This window comes from Paraburkholderia acidisoli (assembly GCF_009789675.1).
GTDB classification, from domain to species: Bacteria; Pseudomonadota; Gammaproteobacteria; order Burkholderiales; family Burkholderiaceae; genus Paraburkholderia; species Paraburkholderia acidisoli.
Genome location: NZ_CP046914.1, coordinates 722658 through 742561, shown reverse-complemented (window position 1 = coordinate 742561; position 19904 = coordinate 722658). Strand labels below are relative to the sequence as shown.

Genomic DNA, 19904 nt, shown 5'->3' with positions numbered 1-19904 from the left:
GCACGAGGAGCCGGCATGACCGATACGCTGAAGTTATTCGATCTTCATGGCAAGCGCGCCTTGATCACCGGGTCGACGCGCGGCATCGGGCTCGCACTCGCAACGGGTCTCGCGCACGCGGGCGCGGCCATCGTCGTCAACGGGCGCGAAGCGGCACCGGCTCAGGCGCTTGTAGATCGCTTCCGCGCGCGAGGACTCGAGGCCGATATCGCGATCTTCGACGTGGCCGAACCCGAGCGCGTGAAGACGGTGATCGACGCGATCGAGGCGCATGTCGGCCCCATCGACATACTCGTGAACAACGCGGGCATTCAGCGCCGCGCGCCCCTGGAAGATTTCGAAACCAGCGACTGGAACGCATTGATGCGCGTGAATCTCGACGGCGCGTTTCATGTGTCGAAAGCCGTTGCGCGCCACATGCTGGCGCGTGGACGCGGCAAGATCATCAACGTGTGTTCGGTGCAGAGCGCGCTCGCGCGGCCGACCATCGCGCCGTATGCCGCTTCGAAAGGCGCGTTGCGCATGCTCACGCAAGGCATGTGCGCCGATTGGGCGAAGCACGGCATCCAGGCCAATGCCATCGCGCCCGGTTATTTCGCCACGGAGCTGAATCGCGCGCTCGTGGACGACGCGGAGTTTTCAGCGTGGTTGTGCAAGCGTACGCCGGCGGGGCGCTGGGGCCGCGTGGAAGAGTTGTGCGGCGCGGCCGTGTTTCTCGCTTCGGAAGCGTCGAGTTTCGTGAACGGACAAACACTATTCGTCGACGGCGGATTGACGAGCGTGGTGTGAGCCTCGCTGCCTACTGCTGCCGTGGCCTTGGGGCTCAGGCGCCCGCGTTGGCGGGCGTTTGCAATAGCGCGCGGTATTGACTCGGCGTCATGCCCACGGTGGCCTTGAACTGGCGCGTGAATGCGCTGTGGTCGGTATAGCCGCATTGCGTGGCGATATCGGTGATGCTCGAATCGCTCGCGAGCAACACGGAAGCCGCGTCGAGCCGCACCTTCAGCAGCATCTGGCGCGGCGTCAAATGAAAGATCTTGTGGAAATAGCGTTCGATTTGCGCCACCGACATGTCGATGAGCGTTGCAAGATCAGTGAGTTTGAGCGGCTGCGCGTAATTGTCCTGAATGTACTTCGCGGCAATGGCGAGCCGCTGATACGCGGGGTGCGTGCCTTCGGCCGCTTGCAGGTCGCGTGAAATGCCCGCCACGCCCAATACGCGCTTTTGCGCGTCGTGCAACGGCACTTTCGACGTGAGACACCAACCCGGTTGACGGCCCGGATAAAGATGCAATTCGAGTTGATCCACGAGGCTGCTGTCGAGCCGCACCACGGCCTGGTCCTGGGCCGTGTAGATCTGGCCGAAGCGCGAGGGAAAGACCTGTTCGGCTGTTTTGCCGAGCAGCGCGCGCTTGTCTTTGAAGCCGCAGCGTACGGCCAGCGTGGTATTGACGATCACGTAGCGCGCATCGTGATCCTTCACGAAGAAAACCACGTCGGGCATGGCGTCGAACAACGGTTCGAGCAGGGCGTAATGCGCGACCATCTGCGCGAACGCGGCATTCTCGAAGACAGGCAAAAGCGGTTCGGGCATCGCGGGCGCACGTAATGAATCGACGGAATCCGTTCCGTGCGCGTGCGTTGGGAGCCAAGGCGGCGGCGCGCGCGCGAAACCGGCAAAGCGCTATTGTGCACGGTTCGTGCGGTCGTGCGCACCTGCGATCAAAATCAGGATTTCCCGGCGTGCATCAGCGTGTCGATGCGAGCGGGCGAGAAGGGCGGACGCTGGCCCTGCTGCGACCAGCCCAGGCAGAATGCCGCCGCTTCGCCGCAAATTTTGCCTTGGCACGGTCCCATGCCGCACCGTGTCTGAAGCTTGGCGTCGCGCCACGAAGCGTGGCGAGCGACTTCGCCGAACGTGACGTCTTCGCATCGGCAAAACGTGGTGTCAGGCTGCGCCAAGGTGCGCAAGGCGGGTGTGAGCGCGAAGGCGGCGTGCAATCGTGCGGCGAATTGCCGGTAGCGCTCGCGTTCGGCAAATAGCGCGCGCGCGGCTTCGTGTTTGCCCAGTGCGGAGTAAGCGGCGATACGGCCTTCGACCGCCGCGAGTTCCATGCCGCCCACGCCGGTACATTCGCCGGCGGCGTAGATGTCGTCGCGCGAAGTCTGCTGCCAGTCGTTCACGGCGATGGCGAGCGCGTCGTTCTTCATGTCGATGCCGCAATCGAGCGCCGCGCCAACCTGCGTGTTGGGCACGAGCCCGTACGCGCACGCGAGTCGGTCGCAATCGAGCACGATGGTTTGCCCGCCGCGCCGAATGCGTACTTGCGTCACGCGCGTCTCGCCGATGGCCTCGGTCACATACGCATCGCGCCAATACGGCGTGGCGCGCAAATCGAAGCGCAGACGCAGCGCCTGCATGAGTTTCGCGGGCGTGCGCACGAGCCCCGTCGCGAAGCGCGACACAGCGTGCGCCGGTGCTTGTTCGACGAGGGCGACGATATGCGCGCCTTGCGCGCGCGCGGTTGCGGCCGCAGCAAACAGCAACGGCCCGCTGCCGGCGATCACGATGCGTTCGCCGCGCACGGGCGTGCCGCCTTTGACGAGCGCCTGCAGGCCACCCGCGCCCGTGACGCCGGGCAAGGTCCAGCCGGGGAAGGGCAGAAAGCGCTCGCGCGCGCCCGAGGCAACGATGAGTTTGCCGTACTCCAGCGCGATCGCGCCCGTGGCGCTTTCGGCCTGCAAACGTCGTTCGCCGAGCGCTTGCACGATGCGCGTGCCGCTGAGGATCGTGACGTTGCCGTGCGCGCGCAAAGCGTCGAGCAACTCGCGTGCGGCGCCTGTCGCGCGATGCCGCGGACCTTGACGCCAGATCTGGCCACCGGGCAATGCATTGTCATCGACGATACCGACGCGCGCTACGTGGTCGGCGTCGGCTGCCGTTCGTGCCGCTTGCAAGCCCGCCGGACCCGCGCCAATGATCAGGATATCGAACTTCATGATGCTGCGATTCCGGTAATCACCTGCATGCCGTCGACGCACAGCGTCTGGCAGGCAAGCCGATGCGCCATGCCGTCGACCGTCACGCGGCACTCCTGGCAGATGCCCATGCCGCACAGCGGCCCGCGCGGCGCGCCCGTGACCGAGCGCCGCGTGACGGCGGCACGTTCGATCGATATCGCGTGAATGGCGATCGCGGCCGCGACCGAGGTGCCCGGCGCCACGCTCACGCGTGCGCCATCCACCGTCAACGTGATGACGTCATGCATGAACGGTTCCTTCGGCAACGAAGCGCGTGGGCAAATAGGGCGTGGGATCGATCGCGGCGGCGTGCCCGAGCAGTTGCGCGGCGATCAGCTTCGCGGTGCCGAGCGCGGTCGTGACGCCGAGTCCTTCGTGTCCCGTGGCGAGCCACAGCGACGGATGGCTGTCCGCTTCGGCGAACGGCCCGGCGGGACCGATCAACGGCATGCCGTCGCTCGAAGCGGGCCGAAAGCCGGTCCACGCGCGGACCGCGTTGAGCGCGGGCAGTTGCGGCAGAAAGTGCGCGGCGCGTTGCAGCATGCGCGCGAGGATGGCCGGTTCGATCGCGGGATCGGTGCTGTCGAATTGCCGCGACGAGCCGATCAACAATTGACCGGTCGGGCGCGGCTGCACGTTGAACGCGACCGAGGTACCGCTGGCGTTGTGCGCGCTCTTGATATAACCGAGTTCGAGAATCTGATGGCGGATCGTGCCCGGATAGCGGTCCGTAATGAGCAAATGGCCTTTCTTCGCTTGCAGCGGCACGCGCGGCAGCAGATCGACAGCCTGCAGGCCGTTGGCGATCAGCACCGCGCCGGTGGCGACGATTTCGCCGCTGGCGAGATGCACGCCTCGCCGATCCACGTGAGTGACGAGCGTGTTCGTACGGCACGTGACGCGGCCGCGAGACGGTTGCGTGAGCAACCATGTCGACACCGTGGGCGCATAAGCCACGGCATCGTCGTGAACGATCATGCCGCCCACCAGGTCGGCGCGCAAACCGGGCTCCGCTTCGCGCAACTGCTGCGCGTCGAGCGTCGAGCAGGCCACGCCCGCGTCATGCAGCGCTCGCTGGCGCGTTTGCGCGAGCGCGTATTCTTCTTCGTCGGCGGCGACCCACACGGTGCCGCAGCGCACGAATGCATGGCGCGCATCGAGTTGCTGCGCGAGTTCGTGCCACAGCGTGCGCGACCAACCGCTCAGCGCGAATTCCGCGGGCGTGTCGTCCATGACGACGATATGGCCCATGCCCGCCGCCGTCACGCCGCCGCCTACGCCGGCGCGCTCGATCACGAGCACGTTCAGCCCTTGCGCGGCGAGTTCGTGAGCGCACGCGGCACCCACGATTCCCGCGCCGATCACTACGACGTCGGGGCGCTGCGTCGACACTTCGCTCACGTACGAATGCCCCACGCGAACGGGTCGTCGTCGTTGAAAATCAATTGGGACTCCGCAGCAATGTGCGCCGTGCCGCGAATGCTGGGTCGAACGTGACCCTGTTCCAGGGCGCCGCCGGTCTCATAGCTGGCTTCGAACACGCTGCCGATAATGCTTTCCTGCCGCCACACGGCGTGCGGCGCGAGATGTTCGTCGGCGGCGAGGCAGGCGATTTTCGCGCTCGTGCCGGTGCCGCACGGCGAGCGGTCGTAGGCCTTGCCCGGGCACAGCACGAAATTGCGGCTGTCCACATCGGCGCGCGGGGAGTCGGCGAACAGTTCGATGTGATCGATCAACGCGCCGTCCGCCCCCGTGATGCCACTGGCTTCGAGTGCCGCGCGCATGGCCCACGTGGCTTCAGTGAGCGCCTCCACGTTGTTGGCTTCGAGCACGAGGCCGTGGTCCGCCACGAGGAAGAACCAGTTGCCGCCCCAGGCAATGTCGCCGTGCACGCGGCCGTGGCCCGGCACGTCGAGCGGAACCGCCTTGCGATGGCGATACGCGGGCACGTTGCGCACGGTGACGCTGCCGTCGTGATGCAGTTCGGCCTCGACCACGCCCACGGGGGTTTCGATGCGATGTACGCCGGGCGCGATGCGGCCGAGATGCGCGAGCGACACGATCAAGCCGATGGTGCCGTGCCCGCACATGCCGAGAAAGCCGACGTTGTTGAAGAAGATCACGCCTGCGGAGCACGAGGGATCGTGCGGTTCGCACAGCAGCGCGCCGACCATGACGTCCGAGCCGCGCGGTTCGTTGACGATGCCCGCGCGCAGGTCGTCGAAATCGCGGCGGAAGATCGCGAGACGTTCGGCGAGCGGGCCATGCCCGAGTTCGGGGCCGCCGGCGATGACGAGCCGCGTGGGCTCGCCGCCGGTATGGGAGTCGATAACGGTGACGGTTTTCATGCCGACAATCGTAGGTCGCGGCTTTTCGACCGTCTTGCTCGATCGGCCCGCGCGCGATGACGATTTCGGCATAGTGCGCCGGGCGCGGCGCGCGGCGCTCAGGGTGTTCCCTGGCGCTCAGCGCTACGCGAGCGCGAGCTGTTCGAGCTGGCGCACGATCTCGTCGCGCAGGCGCGGCGGGATCGACTGATAGCCGAGCAGATCGGAGATCCACAGGCCGTCGGCGGCGAGGCGGCAGATCATGAGGCGCGCGGCGGCGTCGAGCGGCAGCGGGTCCGGCCGCGTCCATTTGCGCATGGGCGCGGCGTAGCGTTCGCGGATCGCGGGGTCGGTCATCATCGCCGCCACGAGCACGCGCAGCACGTTGGTGCTCGCCGCGGGATTCGTTTCGTCGATGGTGGTGTGCAGATACGCGCTCGCAGCCGCGGTGTGAGGCGACGCGCCCTCGGCCTTGCGCGTGTCGATCCGTGCATGCATTTGCGTCTCGAAGCGGTCGAGCGTCTGTTCGAACAGCGCGTCGAGCAAGCCCTGCTTGTTTTCGAAGTGGTATTGCAGTGCGCCTTTGGTCACGCCCGCGCGTTCGGCCACGGCGTCGAGCGTGACGGCGGGCACGCCCAGGTCGGTGGCGATATCGGACGCAGCCTGCAACAGCAGTGCACGCACCTGTTCCGGCGCCTTCTTGCGGCGCGCGCCGGTGGCGGGCGCGGCGCGCTTGCGCGGCGTTTCTGCGGCAGGCTTGCCGGACGTGACCGAGGTCGCGGCCTGCGGCGTTTTCGCGCGCTTCGGGCTCGCTGTCGTGCTGGATTTGCTGCGTGCAAGCGCTTTGGCGGGGGGGGCTTTCATGGCCCGGATCATAGCATTGCGGATCTCGATGAAAAACATTCCGTACGGATGGTATGATCCGCCGATGAAAAATTCAGGGCAATCGTTCACTTTTTCGACCGCTACAAAAGCGTTGCTCGACGCCGCCATCGTGCGCGGCCGCGAATCGCTCGCGCGCCTTCAGGCCGAGGACGGAAGCTGGTGCTTCGAACTCGAATCCGACGCCACGATCACTGCCGAATACATCCTCATGATGCATTTCATGGGCAAGATCGACACGGTGCGGCAGGAGAAAATGGCGCGGTATCTGCGCGACATTCAGCGCTTGCAGACGCACGGCGCATGGGATCTGTATGTGGATGGCGCACCCGATGTCTCGTGTAGCGTCAAAGCCTATTTCGCGCTGAAAGCCGCGGGCGACGCCGCCAGTGCGCCGCACATGGTGCGTGCGCGGGAAACCATCCTCGCGCTGGGCGGCGCCGCGAAGTCGAACGTCTTCACGCGCATTCTGCTCGCCACGTTCGGGCAGGTGCCGTGGCGCGCCACGCCGTTCATGCCGATCGAATTCGTGCTGTTCCCGAAGTGGGTGCCCATTTCGATGTACAAGGTCGCGTATTGGGCGCGCACGACGATGGTGCCGTTGCTCGCGTTGTGCTCGTTGCGTGCGCGCGCGGCCAATCCGCATCATGTTTCGATATCCGAACTATTCGTTACGCCTGCCGAAGAAGAGCGCGAGTACTTTCCGCGCGGCAAGGGTATTCGACGTTTCTTTCTGGCGATGGATCGCGCTGTTCGTCACATCGAGCCGCTCATGCCGAAATCGCTGCGAAAACGCGCGATGGCTCACGCCGAAGCATGGTGTGCCGAGCGCATGAACGGGGAAGACGGCATGGGCGGCATTTTTCCGCCTATCGTCTACAGCTACCAGATGATGCAGGTGCTTGGGTATCCTGAAGATCATCCGCTGCGGCGCGATTGCGAAAACGCGCTCGAAAAGCTGCTGGTCGAGCGGCGCGATGGCAGCATGTACTGCCAACCCTGTCTCTCGCCGGTCTGGGACACGGCGTGGAGCACGATGGCGCTCGAACAGTCGCGCGTGGCGACTGCCTCGGCTACGCAAGCGAATGCGTTGAGCGACGCCGAGTTGCAGCAACGCATCACGCGCGCCTACGACTGGCTCGCGGCGCGCCAGATCGACACGGTTCGCGGCGACTGGATCGAGAACGCGCAGCCTGATACGCCCGTGGGCGGCTGGGCGTTTCAGTACGAGAATCCGTACTATCCCGACATCGACGATACGGCCGTGGTCGCGGCCATGCTGCACCGGCGCGGTCGCGCGCAGGCTCGTGCAACCGGCACCGATCCGTACGCCGCGCGCGTGACGCGCGCGCTCGACTGGATGCGCGGTTTGCAGTCGCGCAACGGTGGCTTCGCGGCGTTCGACGCCGACTGCGACCGGCTCTATCTCAACGCCATTCCTTTTGCCGATCACGGCGCGCTGCTCGATCCGCCCACGGAAGACGTGTCGGGGCGCGTGTTGTTGTGCTTCGGCGTGACGGGCCGCGCGCAGGACAAGGCGGCGCTCGCGCGTGCGATCGATTACGTGAAGGCCACGCAGCAACCGGACGGCAGCTGGTGGGGGCGCTGGGGCACGAACTACATCTACGGAACGTGGAGCGTGCTCGCGGGTCTCGCGCTCGCGGGCGAAGACGCGCAAGCGCCGTATATCGCGCGTGCGCTGGCGTGGCTGCGCGCGCGTCAAAACGCGGACGGCGGCTGGGGCGAAACCAACGACAGCTATCTCGACGCGGCTCTGGCGGGCAGGAATGGCGGCGAGAGCGCTTCGAATTTCACGGCGTGGGCGCTACTCGCGCAGATGGCGTTCGGCGACTGGGAGTCGGAGTCGGTGCGGCGCGGCGTGGCTTACCTGCTTTCGGTGCAGGGCAGCGATGGCTTCTGGTGGCATCGCTCGCACAATGCGCCGGGCTTTCCGCGGATCTACTACCTCAAGTATCACGGCTATACCGCGTATTTTCCGCTGTGGGCGTTGTCGCGGTACCGGCGGTTGGCGAAGGTGGATGTGGCGGTTGAGGCGAAAGAACTCGTGGAAGCATGACAGCGTGCGGCCGCGGCAGAACATGCTGCGGCCGCACGCCGGACTTTACGGCCGCCCGCGTCCCTTCTCCAGCGTGATCGTCTCAAACAACTCGTAATTGCCCGTTGGCGTTTGATCCGCGCCCGGCGCGTGATAGTAGTTCATCGTGATCGTCGTTTTGCCGCCGTGCGTGCCCGGGTCCACGTCGAACACGGCGATGCCGTAACCCGTGCCCGTGTCGCGTTGTGCGGACCAGATCGCGTCTTCGAGCGCATCGGCGGTCGGACGCACGAAGGTGCCCGCCGTCGTGCCCGCCACCGGGCGATTCGGCTTCGTGAAGATCTGCGCTTGCGGATTGCCGTTGCCGATATCCACGCCGTACACGTCGAGCGGCGCACTCGTGCCGCCGCCACCGAGAACCAGATGGATCGTGCCGTGGCTCGTGTCGAACGTGTTGCCCGTGCCTTGCGCATGCGTGACGGGGCGCGGTTGCAGCGTATCCACAGGCGTGCCCGTTTTCGCGTCGGTACCCGCGTGGTGATTGCATCCGCGCACGGGATAGCTGCGCTCGTAGTCGTGATCGTGGCCACACACCACGAGGTCGACGCCGTAGCGATCGAACAGCGGCAGCCACGCCTCGCGTATGCCCTTATCGGAACCATTGCCCGTTTTCGACGAACTCAGCGCGATTTGGTGCATCTGCACGATGATCCAGTCGATGCTGTCGTCGTGCGAGGCGTGTTGCAGCGTGCGCTCGAGCCAGCGCGTTTGCTCGCCGTTGCTATAGCCGCGCACGTAGAACGAGGTGCCGGGTGCGATCGACGCATTGCCCGTGCTCGCGACGGGCACGAGCGGAGCCGGACCGGCCACGAAAGCCGCCGCGTCCTGATAGATCACGTCGTCGGCGTCGAGCGAAACGAACTGCACGTTGCCCACGCGGAAGGCGTACCAGCGGCCAGGAAAGCGCGTCCCGTTATCGGGCAGCGTATAGCGCGAGAGATACGAATCGAGCCCTTGCGGCCCGTTGTAGAACTCGATTTCGTGATTGCCAGGGCACGGCATCCACGGGCGGTTCGAGGCCGAGGTCTGCGCGTTGTTCGCGAAGTCGCGCCACACGTCGGTCTGGTGCGTGGGGTTCAGGTTGGCGTAGCAGAGGTCGCCGTTGAGCAGGTGAAAGAGCGGCTGGAATCGCTCGACTGCCTCCACGGCAAAGCGGCTTTGCGGCGACGAGAGCACCCAGTTCGTGTTGGGCGTGGCGAGATCGCCGTAGCTCGTGAAGCGGAACGGCACGTGGCCGCGCGGCGCCGTCGTGAAGGTCGAGGCGAACGGGCCGCCCGCGCGGCTGTCGTTGTCGGCGGTGACTTCGTAACGGTAAGTCGTGGCGGAGTGCAGATCGCGCAGACGCGCGTGGTATGAGAACACGACCACGCCCGTGAGGCCGTCGGTGTAGGTGCGTTGCACGGCGTGGACGGTTTCGCGCTTGCCGCGATCGGCACTATACGTCACGCGCGGATTCGTCGATGCCGCGAGCGAGGCCCACGAAACGATCACTTCGCTGGCCGGGTCTTCGCCCCACGTGATATGGATTTGCTCGGGCGTGCCGTCGGGCGTCGCGGCATCGGCTTTCGCACCGCCGGAAAAGGCGCCGGCGGCGCTCGCGAAACCCGAAGCGCCAGCGAGTTTCAGAAAGCCGCGGCGCGTGACGTTGGCGGCGGATTCAACGGTGTTCTCGGGGGTATCTTTTTTCGTCATCGCTCGTCTCGCGAGAAGGGGACGAAGCGTGCGCGAACCGCACTGCATGACTGACTTGATGCGCGGGGCGCAAGCGTCGCAGAGTGAGTGTAGGCGCAACGATGGCGCGCTTGCATGACCCCGCGATGACATTGCAAACGACTGACGAATGGAATGCGCCGCGAATGCAATCGAAAGCGGGCCGCGCATTGCGCGCGACCCGTTATGCATGAATCAGAACTTCATGCGCATGCCGGCCGCGACCACGGCCTGCGTGTTGCTCGACGAAGCAGCGAGGTTGTAGATCGACGCATTGCCGAGCACCGCGATGCCGTTCGCGCCCGAAACGCGCTGATACGTGCCTTCGAGGTAGAGGTCGGTACGGCGGCTCAGCGCGTAGTCGGCTTGCAGCATGAACTGGTTCCAGTGCGGCGAGGCATTGCCGGCGGCGCGGCTCAGCGAACCGTCCGTGTACGTGTACGCGCCGCCCAGGCTGAACTGCGGCGTGAGGTTGTAGCGGCCGTTCACTTCGAAGTTATTGAACGTCAGGTAGTTGGCGTTGAACGTGTTGAGCGAGCCGCCCTGCGCGATCTCCGTGGGCGAGGCGATCATCGTGCGCGTGAACACGAGGCCGACCTTCGCCGGGCCCATCGTGTAGCTGCCGCCCGCGCCGAGCGTGCGCGTGCGCGCGCCCACGAACATCGGATCGTTGTCGGTGCTGGTGCCCGCACTCAAGGCGCCGCTCGTGGTCGAGCCAGGCTGGTTGCCCTGGAAGTACGCCACGGCCGCGTTGAACGGGCCGCCGGCCCACGAGGCGCCGAACGTGTACGCGTTGTTCTGCGAGAAGCCGCCGCCTTCGTTGCTGAACGCGTAGGCGCCTTCCACCTGGAAGCCTTCGTAGGTCGCGCTGCGGAACTTGACGGCGTTGTTCATGCGCACGTCGTTGTTGAGGTTGTCGTTGTCGAAGGGGTGGTCGGCGATATTGCCGCCGAAGCCCGAGCCCGTAGCCGACATCGGCGCGATCATGTCGACGAGCGCATCGTACTGGCGACCGAGCGTGAGCGTGCCGTATTGATCGCTCGACAGACCGACCCAGGCTTGCCGGCCGAACAGATAGCCACCGTTCGAGCCCTTGCCGTTGACGACGGAAAAGCCGTTTTCGAGGTCGAAAATGGCTTTCAGGCCGCCGCCGAGATCTTCGGTGCCGCGCAGGCCCCAGCGGCTCGTGCTCACGTTGCCCGACTGCGCGGCCCACGTGGTGCCGTGTCCCGCCGACGACTTCTGGTTGCTGATGTAATCGATGCCCGCGTCGACGGTGCCGTAGAGCGTCACGCTGCTTTGCGCATGCGCCGTCATCGAGGCAGCGGCCGCGGCGAGCGCGAGAAGATTCAACAACGCTTTTTTCATTTCGATTCCGTAGGGAAAGTGAATCGACCACTGCGTGAATGGACTCGTTATTCAGGAATCCGATTCAAGTCGATCCGGTAGGTGTGGCGGAACCGAGAATGTAGAAAAAGGCGGTGACGCAGCCGTGTCGAAATAGGGCAGTTATATGAAACTTCGTTTAGATTCGCGACGCGTCTATTTCATGAAAGAGGGCGGCCGTGCGAATGAACGCGACGGCCGCCCTCGGGGCAGGCAGCATCGGAAAGCGTGCGGAAAGCCGCTACGCTAGTCGACTATTTTCTTCGTGACCACCACGCCGATCACGAGGAACACGATGCAAAGCACCACGAAAATGAAGAACAGCGTCTTGGCGATGGCGGCAGCGCCGGCGGCAATGCCGGTGAAGCCGAACAATGCCGCGACCACGGCGATCACGGCGAACAACAGAGCCATTTTGAGCATGATGGATTTCCTCCTCGCGTTGCCGGCGGGCTGCGCCGGCTGTTGGTTTGACGTCGAGGGAGGGATGAGCAAGCGGTGTGCCCGAGGCGGGGCGCACCGAAAAATGGCCCGGCGCGTGGAGGGTCGCGGCGGGCCAAACCGGCGCCGCACAAGGAAGCGGCGCCACTGAGGGCAGGTTCGCTCGAGCGGCCGGGCCGGCTCGCTCAGAGGTGGCAAACCCCATCCACATAGGCTTTACGCCAGCGCACGATCTTTACCTCGGCAAACAGGTTGGCGTGCGTGTACGGGTCTTGCGCAATGAACTGTTCGGCCTGCTCGCGCGTTTCCAGATCGACGATATAGATGCCGCCGCCCGCATTGCTGCCGTCGTCGTTGAGCTTCGCGCCGCACGCGAGCAGCAGGGCTTTGTGCTGCGCGAGAAACGCGAGATGCACGTCGCGTTCGCGCAGGCGCACGTCGGCATGGCCGGGTTTGTCGAACGTTTCGATGAGAAAGGGCATGACGTGTCCGGTCAATTGGCGGCAATGGCGGACGGATGCTGCGCCAGCGGCGTCACACTGATCTTCATGAACGGAAAGAGCGGCAGCGCGGCAAGCAGAGCGTGGAGTTCGTCGTTCGACTCCACGTCGAACACGCTGTAGTTCGCGTATTCGCCCGCCACGCGCCACAGGTGCCGCCATTTGCCTTCTCGTTGCAACTGTTGCGAGAACGCCTTTTCTTCGGCCTTGAGGGCGTCGGCGTGGGCGGCGTCGGTGCCGTGCGGAATCTGCACCTGCATGTGCACGAGATACAGCATGAAAACTCTCCGTAAGAACTGAATCGATCGAAACCACTGAGTCGCCAGGCCGCTTAGCCCCAGGCGAGAATCGCCACCGAGTACACGATGCCGATCCAGAACATCATGATGACCGTGTAGCCCATGATGTCCTTGAGCTTGAGCTTCGAAAGCGCGAGCGCGGGCAGAATCCAGAACGGCTGTACGAGATCGTTCCAGGCGTTGCCGAGCATCACGGCCGTGGACGTGTGACCCACGTTCGCGCCAATGGCCTTCGCGGCTTCGATCATGAACGGGCCTTGAATGACCCAGTGGCCGCCGCCCGAAGGCGCGAAGAAGTTGATGACGAACGAGCTGATCAAACCCCAGAACGGCAGCGTGCCGGGCGTGGCGATCTTCGTGAACGCTTCGGAAAACGTCGTCACCAGACCCGAAGACGCCATGATCGCCATGATGCCGGCATAGAACGGGTATTGCAGAATGATGCCGCTGATCGTGCGAATGCCTTCGTTGAGTTTCTCCACATAACGAATAGGCGTGCCGAGCAGCAGGATGCCGAGAAACAGAATGAAGAAGTTGATGAGGTTCAGGTCGATCGAGCCGCCTTGCACGAAGTGCAATGCCACGTAGCCCATGCCGATCAGGCCGATCACATAGCTGAGAATGCGGCTGTTGTTCAGTCGATTGGCGAGCGTGCTGCCTTCGTCGAGATCCACGTGCAATGCGGAAGCCTTCGGGCGCTCCTCGAAGTTGCGGTCGATTTCCTTCACGGGCTGCCCCGCCTTCGGATGCAGCCACGCATTGAGCAGCGGCAGCGTGACGATCGTCACGAGACTCGTGATGAGCATGGTCGGCGAAAAGATCGTGTCCGAGAGCGGGATCACGCCCATTTGCGCTTCGAGCGGATGGCCCTTGGTGGAGATCAGAACCGGAATGCTCGCGGAGAGGCCGAGGCCATACAGCGTGAAGCCGCTGTAAGCGGAAGCGATGATGAGCGGGTAATGCACGCCTTTCACGCGCATGGCCAGCTTGCGCGCGACGATGCCGCCCACCACGAGACCGAAGCCCCAGTTGAGCCAGCTGCCGACGCCGCCCACCAGCGTGGCAACGATGATGGCCATGCGCGGATCGTTCACGCGCGCGACGAGCCGGTCGAGAAAGCGGTCGGTGAGCGGCGCGGTGGCGAGCACGTAGCCCATCGCGAGAATCACCGCCATTTGCGTGGTGAACGCGAGCAGCGCCCAAAAGCCCTTGCCCCAGCTCGTGGTGAGCGCGGTGATGGCCTGGCCCTGCACGAGCACGGCAAGCACCATCGTGAGCAGCGTGAGGCCGATCGCAAACACGAAAGGATCGGGTAAATACCGGCGCATCAGTTCGGTAAAGAAAGCGGTGACTTTCTGCATGGCAATGTCTCTTCGAATCGTAATCTAGTAGTTATGAGGTCTCGTTCGCGCGTGCGGCGCTTATGAGTCGTCGCGGATAAAGCGTTTGCGGTGGCGCGCGAGTTGCATGAGCTGGCGATCGCGCCAGTTCACGCGGGCATCCCAATGTTCGAGCGGCAATGCGTGACGTCGCGCGGCTTCCACTTGCGCGACGAGTTCGGGCGTCCACGGATCGTGCTGGCCGCGCTCGGCGCCCATGCGTTCGTACGACGGGCCCATCTTCTGCGCATGCGAGCCAATGCCGCCGCGCGTGTTCAGGTCGACGGTTTCGAACGGGCCGATCACGGACCAGCGCGGGCCGAGTCCTTCGCGCATGACCGTGTCGATGTCCTCGACCGATGCAATGCCGTCGCGCACGAGGCAATACGCTTCGCGCAGCACCGCCCCTTGCAGGCGGTTGAAGATGAAGCCTTCCACTTCATGCTTCACGCGCACGGGCTTGAGGCCCGCTTCGCCGTACAGCGCGATCGCGCGTACCGTGGCGGCTTCAGCCGTGAATGGCGCGGGCACGACCTCGATCACGGGCACGAGATAGGGCGGATTGCCGGGATGCGCAACGAGGCAGCGGGCGCGGCCGGGCAGGGTTGCGTCGACAAATTTCGACGCGGCGAGAAACGAGGACGCACTCGCGAGAATCGCGTCACGCGGCGCGGCGCGATCGAGCTGCGCGAAGAGATCGCGCTTGAGTTCGGCGCGTTCCGGCGCGCATTCCTGCACGAGGTCGGCGTTGGCGGCGGCGGCTTCGAGCGATTCGACCATTTCGACACGCGCGGCGAGATCCGCTGCGGTTTCGTCGAGCAGATCGAAGCGCGCGAGATCGGCGAGACGCTGCGCGATTTCGGCGGGCGCGGCCGCGCGGCGTGCCGCGTCGGGGTCGTAGAGGCGAACGCGCCAGCCCGCGCGTGCGAAGCAGATCGCGAACGCCACGCCGATACTGCCCGCGCCGACGATGCCCGCCGTGCGCGCTGCGTGCGCTTCGTGCATTGCGTGCGTCGTCATCGTCAGACTCCGGCCACGCCGACCGTCATGCCGCCGCACACATACAGCACCTGGCCCGTGACGAAGCCGCTGCGGGCGTCGAGCAGATACGACACGGCGTGCGCGACGTCGTCGGGCGTGCCCACGCGCTTGACCGGCACCGCGTCGATGATGGCTTGCGTGCGCGGCGCGTCCGGCGGGTTCGCGCGATCGAACAGTTCCGTGCGGATCGGGCCCGGGCCGATGGCGTTCGCGGTCACGCCGAACGCGCCCAGTTCGAGTGCCCACACGCGCGTCATGCCGATCAGCGCGGCCTTGGTGGCCGAATACGCCGTGCGCAATTCCTTGCCGAGCGCCGCGCGCGACGACATGTTGACGATGCGGCCGAAGCCTGCCGCCTTCATGCCCGGCAATAGCGCCTGCATGCATTGCTGTGAGCAGCGCACGTTGAGCGCCCACGCGCGCTCGAGTTCTTCGAGCGTCTGCTGTTCGGCGCTGGCGGGTACGACTACCCCCACGTTGTTGACGAGGCGCGTGATCGGGCCGCCTTCGAGCGCACGCGCAAGCGCCGCCGCCGTTGCTTCGGTGTCCGAGAGATCGGCGATGATGCCGGTGCCCACGCGGTCGATGACGACGGCTTCGTAGCCGTCCGCTTCGCAGCGCGCGGCGCATGCCGCACCGATGCCGGCGGCGCCGCCGGTGATCAGGACTCGTTCTTTAGCCATGTTCAGGAATGCAGATGAAATAGAAGAAAACGACGAACGGCCTCAGACCGTAGCCACCGGCGTGACCGGCGAGCCCATCGCGCCCGGCAGCCGCAGCGGTGGTGCGGTCAGCATGAAGCGCGAGCGACCGTGTTCGCGCAGCCACCGCGCGAGATCGCGCAGATACCACAGTTCGCCGAGCGGCAGGCCCAGCTTGAACAGACAGTGGTGATGCAGCGGCATGAGCGGATGCTCGCCCGGCGTGGCCGGTGCGCGCGCGGGATAGCGTTCGACCGCGTAGTTGTCGGCGGCCAGCGCGGCAATGCCCGAATCCGTGATCCATTGCAGCAGGCGTTCGTCGCGGCCGTCGAGTGCGCCGCAATGGCTCGACAACACCGCTTCGTCGGGCTGACGGTTCATCTCGAGCACCATTTCGGCAAAGCCGGTGCGCAGCACGAGCATGTCGCCGCGCTCCACTTCGATCTGGTCGGCTTCCATCACGCGCATGAGGTCGTCATAGCCGAGCGTGCGGAATTCGCGGCCGAAATGCGCGGCGAAGTCGATCAACACGCCGCGCCCCTGCATGCCTTTCACCGCGAGATTCTCGATGCCGAGCACGTTCGCGTGGCTGTGTTCGCCGCCGCAGGCATGCGGCGCGAAGTTGTCTTCGGCGGCATACGTCATGGGGCCGACGATGTCGTCGTTCGCGCGATAACCGTTGTAGTAGACGCTTTCGGCCGCGCCGTCGCCATTGGCATCGAAACGCGCGCCCACGTGCGCGAGCGAATCCCATTGCGTCGAATATTGCAGCGAGAGCAGTACCTGGTCGTCGCTCACCACGTCGGTGGCGCCCGCTTCGTTGCGCGCGAACGGGAAGTTCACATAGGGCAGGCCGTCGCGAAACGTCGGGCGCAGCACGGGCGGATGACGACGCACGTTGAGCTTGCTGTCGCCGGGAAAATCGAGCGGCAGCGAGAGCGTAAACGTGAGGCCCGCGCGAATTTCCTGCGCGCCCTTGAGCACCTGTTCCGCGCCGATGAGGTTGGGGCGGCCCAGTTGATCGTCGGGGCCGAAATCGCCCCAGTTCGAGCCTTGCGGCCGGTTTTTCCATCGCATGCTGCTTGTCTCCCCACGGCGTTGGCCGCGATCGTCTTCGTGCCCGCTCCGCTTTATCAGGCGGCGAGCAGCGAAGGCGGAATTTGCGCGTACACCTCGAGCAGCGCCTTCGCGGCTTGCGGCTCGTTCTTGAGCAGACGCGCCTTGGGCGCGCCGATGACGAGCGCGAACGCTTCGCCGTGAATCAGAAAACCGCGCGAGAGACCCGCTACGTCTTCGACGCTTTCGCCTGTCGAGCGATGCCAGCCTTCCACCACGCCTTGCTCGACCTCGCGCTCGAACGCCGCGCGGTCGATGACCGAGCCGTCGCTGGCGACCAGTTGCGGCGCGCAGGTGTCGAGCAGTTTGCGGCGCGCGGCCGGAGCGAGCGCGCCGAGCAAGGCCTTGCCCGCGGCGCTCGCGATGGTCATGAAGCCGCCCGGTTCGTCGCTGTAACGGATCTTCTGGCGCGACTCCATCACTTCGAGGTAGACGACGCGGTTGCCCGCGAGCGTGGCCAACGCGGCGGTTTCGCCGGTGGCGTCGCGCAGCGCGGAGAGCAGCGGCTGAAACGTGAGCGTGAGCGGATCCTCGCTGCAAATGTCGCGCGCGACGTGCAGCAGGCGCTGGGTGGGGTAATAGCCCGCCTTCACGCCCGGCGCGTACAGATAGCCCTTGGCCACCATCGTCTGCAACAACGCGTGGCAGCTCGATAGCGGGATCTCGGTTCGTCGCGCGATCTCGCTGTAGATCATCGGCTGCCGCACTTCGGCAAAGAGGTTGATCACGTCGAACACGCGCACTGCGGTTTTCACATCCATGAGAGTATTATCGACATATCGATAACCAGCTGACAATATGGTTACGGGTAAACACCTAACGAGCGGCGATCGTGCCCGATTTAGCGTGTTTTCTCTTTTTCCGATCGGAAAGGCGCGACCGCGCCCCCTTTTCGCATTGGAAACGGGAACGCGGCAACGAACAGGAAGGCAGGCGAGTCCGGCGGACTCGTGCATGGGCGCCCGGCGAGCGAAGGCGGAACTCAGCCCCTTTCGGAATCTAACGCGCCATAAGCCGCGACGAACGCGTCCACTGCGCGCTTGACCACGGGCAGCAGTTTCGCGCGCGTGACCTTCACCTCGTATCCCAGCATCGCGATCTCCACCAGTTCGGCTTCGAGCAGCGCTAGCAGATGCTGGGCCGCGGCGCGCGGATCGCAGCGCCGCAGCACCCCCGCCTCGGTGGCGCCCGCGAGGAAATCGCGCACATGCATCAGGCCGCGCTTCGGCCCGCTTTCGTACAAGGTGCGGCCGACATTCGACCGGTCCACTTCGTGATACGACAAACGCCGCGTGGCGAGAAACGTGGGCTGCAGCACGGCGGTGAGGTATTGCAGCCCGAATGCGGCCAGCGACTGGGCGAGCGGAACGTCGAGCGTCAGCTGATCGAACGCGTTGCGGATCTCGGTGCCCGCGCGGCTCGTCATGGCCTCGGCGAAGAGCGCTTCTTTCGATTCGAAATAGCCATAGAGCGTTGCCTTCGACGCGCCCGAGCGCGTGGCGATCTGCGTCATGGACGCCTGCTCGAAACCCACTTCCCGAAACACGTCGAGCGCGGCTTCGATGATGGATTGGCGCTTCTCTTCCGTCTTTTTTCTCACGAGGTCTCCTTGCTGGCACTTTGTTTCAGCGGTCACGCACTGAAACATTCGTAACGTGGCTGGGCGGCCGATTCGATTGACATTCAGCTTACGTTTAATTATAAACCATACCGTTCAGTTTAGTTATGCGTGAGCGCAAACATGAGTCTTGTGGATCAATTCAACGCACGGCATTCCGCGAATGCCGTGCCGCAACGGCTTCGGTCCGGCAATGCAATGCATCGCAGGCGCCTGATGGCGGCGCTGCTGGGTTCGACCGCGCTGTTCGTCGCGGGTTGCCAGAAACACGACGCCCAGATGCCGGCGGCCCAGAGCGTGGACGTGGGTGTGCAGACCATGGCGCCGAAGCACGTCGTGATGACGGCGGAATTGTCCGGGCGTTTGTCGTCGCTGAAGGTCTCGGACGTGCGGCCGCAGATCGGCGGTATCGTGCAGAAGCGGCTTTTCGTGGAAGGCTCGGACGTAAAGGCTGGCCAGGTGCTGTACCAGATCGATCCGGCGACCTACCAGGCCACCTATGACCAGGCGCGCGGCACGCTCGCGAAGGCTGTAGCCACGCTCGCTTCCGCGAAGACGAAAGCCGACCGCTACGCTCAGCTCGTCAAGATCAACGCCGTGAGCGCGCAGGACAACGACGACGCGATCGCGGCCGTGCGCGAAGACGAAGCGGACGTGATCGCCGATCGCGCCTCGCTGGAATCGGCACGTATCAATCTCGGTTACACGCGCATCGTCGCGCCCATCTCGGGCCGTATCGGCGCGTCCTCGGTGACCGAGGGCGCGCTCGTGACCTCGGACCAGACTACGGCGCTCGCGACCATTCACGCCTACGACGAGATGTATCTCGACGTCACGCGTTCGAGCGCCGACTGGCTGCGCCTGCGCAAGGCGTTCGCCTCGGGCCGGCTCAAGCGCGCGGGCAACGGCGCGGCCGTGCAGATCGTAATGGAGGACGGCACGACCTACGCGCACGCGGGTGTGTTGCAGTTCTCCGGCATCACGGTCGATGCGACCACGGGCTCGGTCACACTGCGCATGATCTTCCCGAATCCCGATGGCGAACTACTGCCGGGCATGTTCGTGCGCGCGCAACTCGACGAAGGCGAAAGCACGGACGCCTTGCTGGTCCCGCAACTCGCGGTCACGCGCGCCTCCGACGGCAGCGCGAACGTCTGGGTCGTGGACGACAGCAGTCACGCGAAGCAGGTTGCCGTGCGCGCGGACAACGCGTATGGCGACCAGTGGATCGTCACGAGCGGGCTGAAGGCGGGCGACCGCGTGATCGTCAACGGCTTGCAGAAGGTGCAGGCGGGCGTGGCCGTGCACGTGGCCGCGGATTCGGCCGCCTCGGCGCCCGCGGCAGCCACGGCTGCGAAGTCGTAAGG

The 19904-nt window shown here is 65.1% G+C and carries 20 protein-coding genes; 3 read left to right on the top strand and 17 right to left on the bottom strand.

Annotated elements, in window-relative coordinates; translation table 11 throughout:
- The first annotated feature begins 15 nt into the window (after positions 1-15).
- Positions 16-789 carry an SDR family oxidoreductase gene (locus tag FAZ98_RS17515; protein ID WP_158952567.1) on the top strand — a complete coding sequence of 258 codons (774 nt, stop codon included), beginning with the start codon at positions 16-18 and terminating at the stop codon, positions 787-789.
- Between the two features lie 34 nt (positions 790-823).
- On the opposite strand, the gene FAZ98_RS17510 is transcribed toward FAZ98_RS17515, so the two are convergent.
- The 6 genes from FAZ98_RS17510 to FAZ98_RS17485 form a co-directional block, all read right to left on the bottom strand.
- The gene (locus tag FAZ98_RS17510) at positions 824-1594 is read right to left on the bottom strand and encodes an AraC family transcriptional regulator (protein ID WP_233272798.1); all 771 of its coding nucleotides are present in this window, start codon (positions 1592-1594) and stop codon (positions 824-826) included.
- A gap of 134 nt (positions 1595-1728) precedes the next feature.
- Positions 1729-3000: an NAD(P)/FAD-dependent oxidoreductase gene (locus FAZ98_RS17505; RefSeq protein WP_158952566.1), complete on the bottom strand. Its 1272-nt coding sequence runs from the start codon at positions 2998-3000 to the stop codon at positions 1729-1731.
- A complete protein-coding gene (locus tag FAZ98_RS17500; protein WP_158952565.1) occupies positions 2997-3269 on the bottom strand; it encodes a 2Fe-2S iron-sulfur cluster-binding protein in 273 nt (90 codons plus the stop codon). Before FAZ98_RS17500 ends, FAZ98_RS17505 begins: the two co-directional genes overlap by 4 nt.
- Entirely contained in the window at positions 3262-4437 is a 1176-nt protein-coding gene (locus tag FAZ98_RS17495) for an NAD(P)/FAD-dependent oxidoreductase (RefSeq protein WP_233272797.1), read from the bottom strand. Before FAZ98_RS17495 ends, FAZ98_RS17500 begins: the two co-directional genes overlap by 8 nt.
- Complete coding sequence (locus FAZ98_RS17490; RefSeq protein ID WP_158953996.1) at positions 4419-5378, bottom strand: 4-hydroxyproline epimerase; 960 nt, start codon at positions 5376-5378, stop codon at positions 4419-4421. The genes FAZ98_RS17495 and FAZ98_RS17490 overlap by 19 nt, the downstream gene beginning before the upstream one ends.
- A 114-nt stretch (positions 5379-5492) precedes the next feature.
- Positions 5493-6212: a TetR/AcrR family transcriptional regulator gene (locus tag FAZ98_RS17485; RefSeq protein ID WP_199272385.1), complete on the bottom strand. Its 720-nt coding sequence runs from the start codon at positions 6210-6212 to the stop codon at positions 5493-5495.
- 64 nt (positions 6213-6276) lie between these two features.
- On the opposite strand from FAZ98_RS17485, the gene shc reads away from it, so the two are divergent.
- On the top strand, positions 6277-8307 hold the full coding sequence (gene shc / locus FAZ98_RS17480; protein ID WP_158952564.1) for a squalene--hopene cyclase: 2031 nt from the start codon (positions 6277-6279) through the stop codon (positions 8305-8307).
- A 45-nt stretch (positions 8308-8352) separates the two neighbouring features.
- On the opposite strand, the gene FAZ98_RS17475 is transcribed toward shc, so the two are convergent.
- The 11 genes from FAZ98_RS17475 to FAZ98_RS17425 form a co-directional block, all read right to left on the bottom strand.
- Positions 8353-10038 (bottom strand): purple acid phosphatase family protein, encoded by a 1686-nt coding sequence (locus FAZ98_RS17475; RefSeq protein WP_158952563.1) that lies wholly within the window; start codon positions 10036-10038, stop codon positions 8353-8355.
- Positions 10039-10251: 213 nt separating this feature from the next.
- A complete protein-coding gene (locus FAZ98_RS17470; RefSeq protein WP_158952562.1) occupies positions 10252-11424 on the bottom strand; it encodes a porin in 1173 nt (390 codons plus the stop codon).
- 264 nt (positions 11425-11688) lie between these two features.
- Complete coding sequence (locus tag FAZ98_RS17465) at positions 11689-11865, bottom strand: DUF1328 domain-containing protein (protein ID WP_158952561.1); 177 nt, start codon at positions 11863-11865, stop codon at positions 11689-11691.
- A 203-nt stretch (positions 11866-12068) separates the two neighbouring features.
- Positions 12069-12365: a YciI family protein gene (locus tag FAZ98_RS17460; protein WP_158952560.1), complete on the bottom strand. Its 297-nt coding sequence runs from the start codon at positions 12363-12365 to the stop codon at positions 12069-12071.
- Between the two features lie 11 nt (positions 12366-12376).
- Positions 12377-12661, bottom strand: coding sequence for a muconolactone Delta-isomerase (catC, locus tag FAZ98_RS17455; protein ID WP_158952559.1), 285 nt, complete (start codon positions 12659-12661; stop codon positions 12377-12379).
- 53 nt (positions 12662-12714) lie between these two features.
- A complete protein-coding gene (locus FAZ98_RS17450; RefSeq protein WP_158952558.1) occupies positions 12715-14043 on the bottom strand; it encodes a short-chain fatty acid transporter in 1329 nt (442 codons plus the stop codon).
- Positions 14044-14103: 60 nt separating this feature from the next.
- The gene (locus tag FAZ98_RS17445; RefSeq protein ID WP_158952557.1) at positions 14104-15081 is read right to left on the bottom strand and encodes a 3-hydroxyacyl-CoA dehydrogenase; all 978 of its coding nucleotides are present in this window, start codon (positions 15079-15081) and stop codon (positions 14104-14106) included.
- 2 nt (positions 15082-15083) lie between these two features.
- Complete coding sequence (locus FAZ98_RS17440; protein WP_158952556.1) at positions 15084-15785, bottom strand: SDR family oxidoreductase; 702 nt, start codon at positions 15783-15785, stop codon at positions 15084-15086.
- A gap of 42 nt (positions 15786-15827) precedes the next feature.
- Positions 15828-16880 carry a cyclase family protein gene (locus FAZ98_RS17435; protein ID WP_158952555.1) on the bottom strand — a complete coding sequence of 351 codons (1053 nt, stop codon included), beginning with the start codon at positions 16878-16880 and terminating at the stop codon, positions 15828-15830.
- Between the two features lie 56 nt (positions 16881-16936).
- Positions 16937-17680: an IclR family transcriptional regulator gene (locus FAZ98_RS17430; RefSeq protein WP_158952554.1), complete on the bottom strand. Its 744-nt coding sequence runs from the start codon at positions 17678-17680 to the stop codon at positions 16937-16939.
- A gap of 221 nt (positions 17681-17901) precedes the next feature.
- Positions 17902-18519 (bottom strand): TetR/AcrR family transcriptional regulator, encoded by a 618-nt coding sequence (locus tag FAZ98_RS17425; RefSeq protein ID WP_158952553.1) that lies wholly within the window; start codon positions 18517-18519, stop codon positions 17902-17904.
- Between the two features lie 216 nt (positions 18520-18735).
- On the opposite strand from FAZ98_RS17425, the gene FAZ98_RS17420 reads away from it, so the two are divergent.
- Entirely contained in the window at positions 18736-19902 is a 1167-nt protein-coding gene (locus FAZ98_RS17420; protein ID WP_158952552.1) for an efflux RND transporter periplasmic adaptor subunit, read from the top strand.
- The last annotated feature ends 2 nt before the right edge of the window (positions 19903-19904 follow it).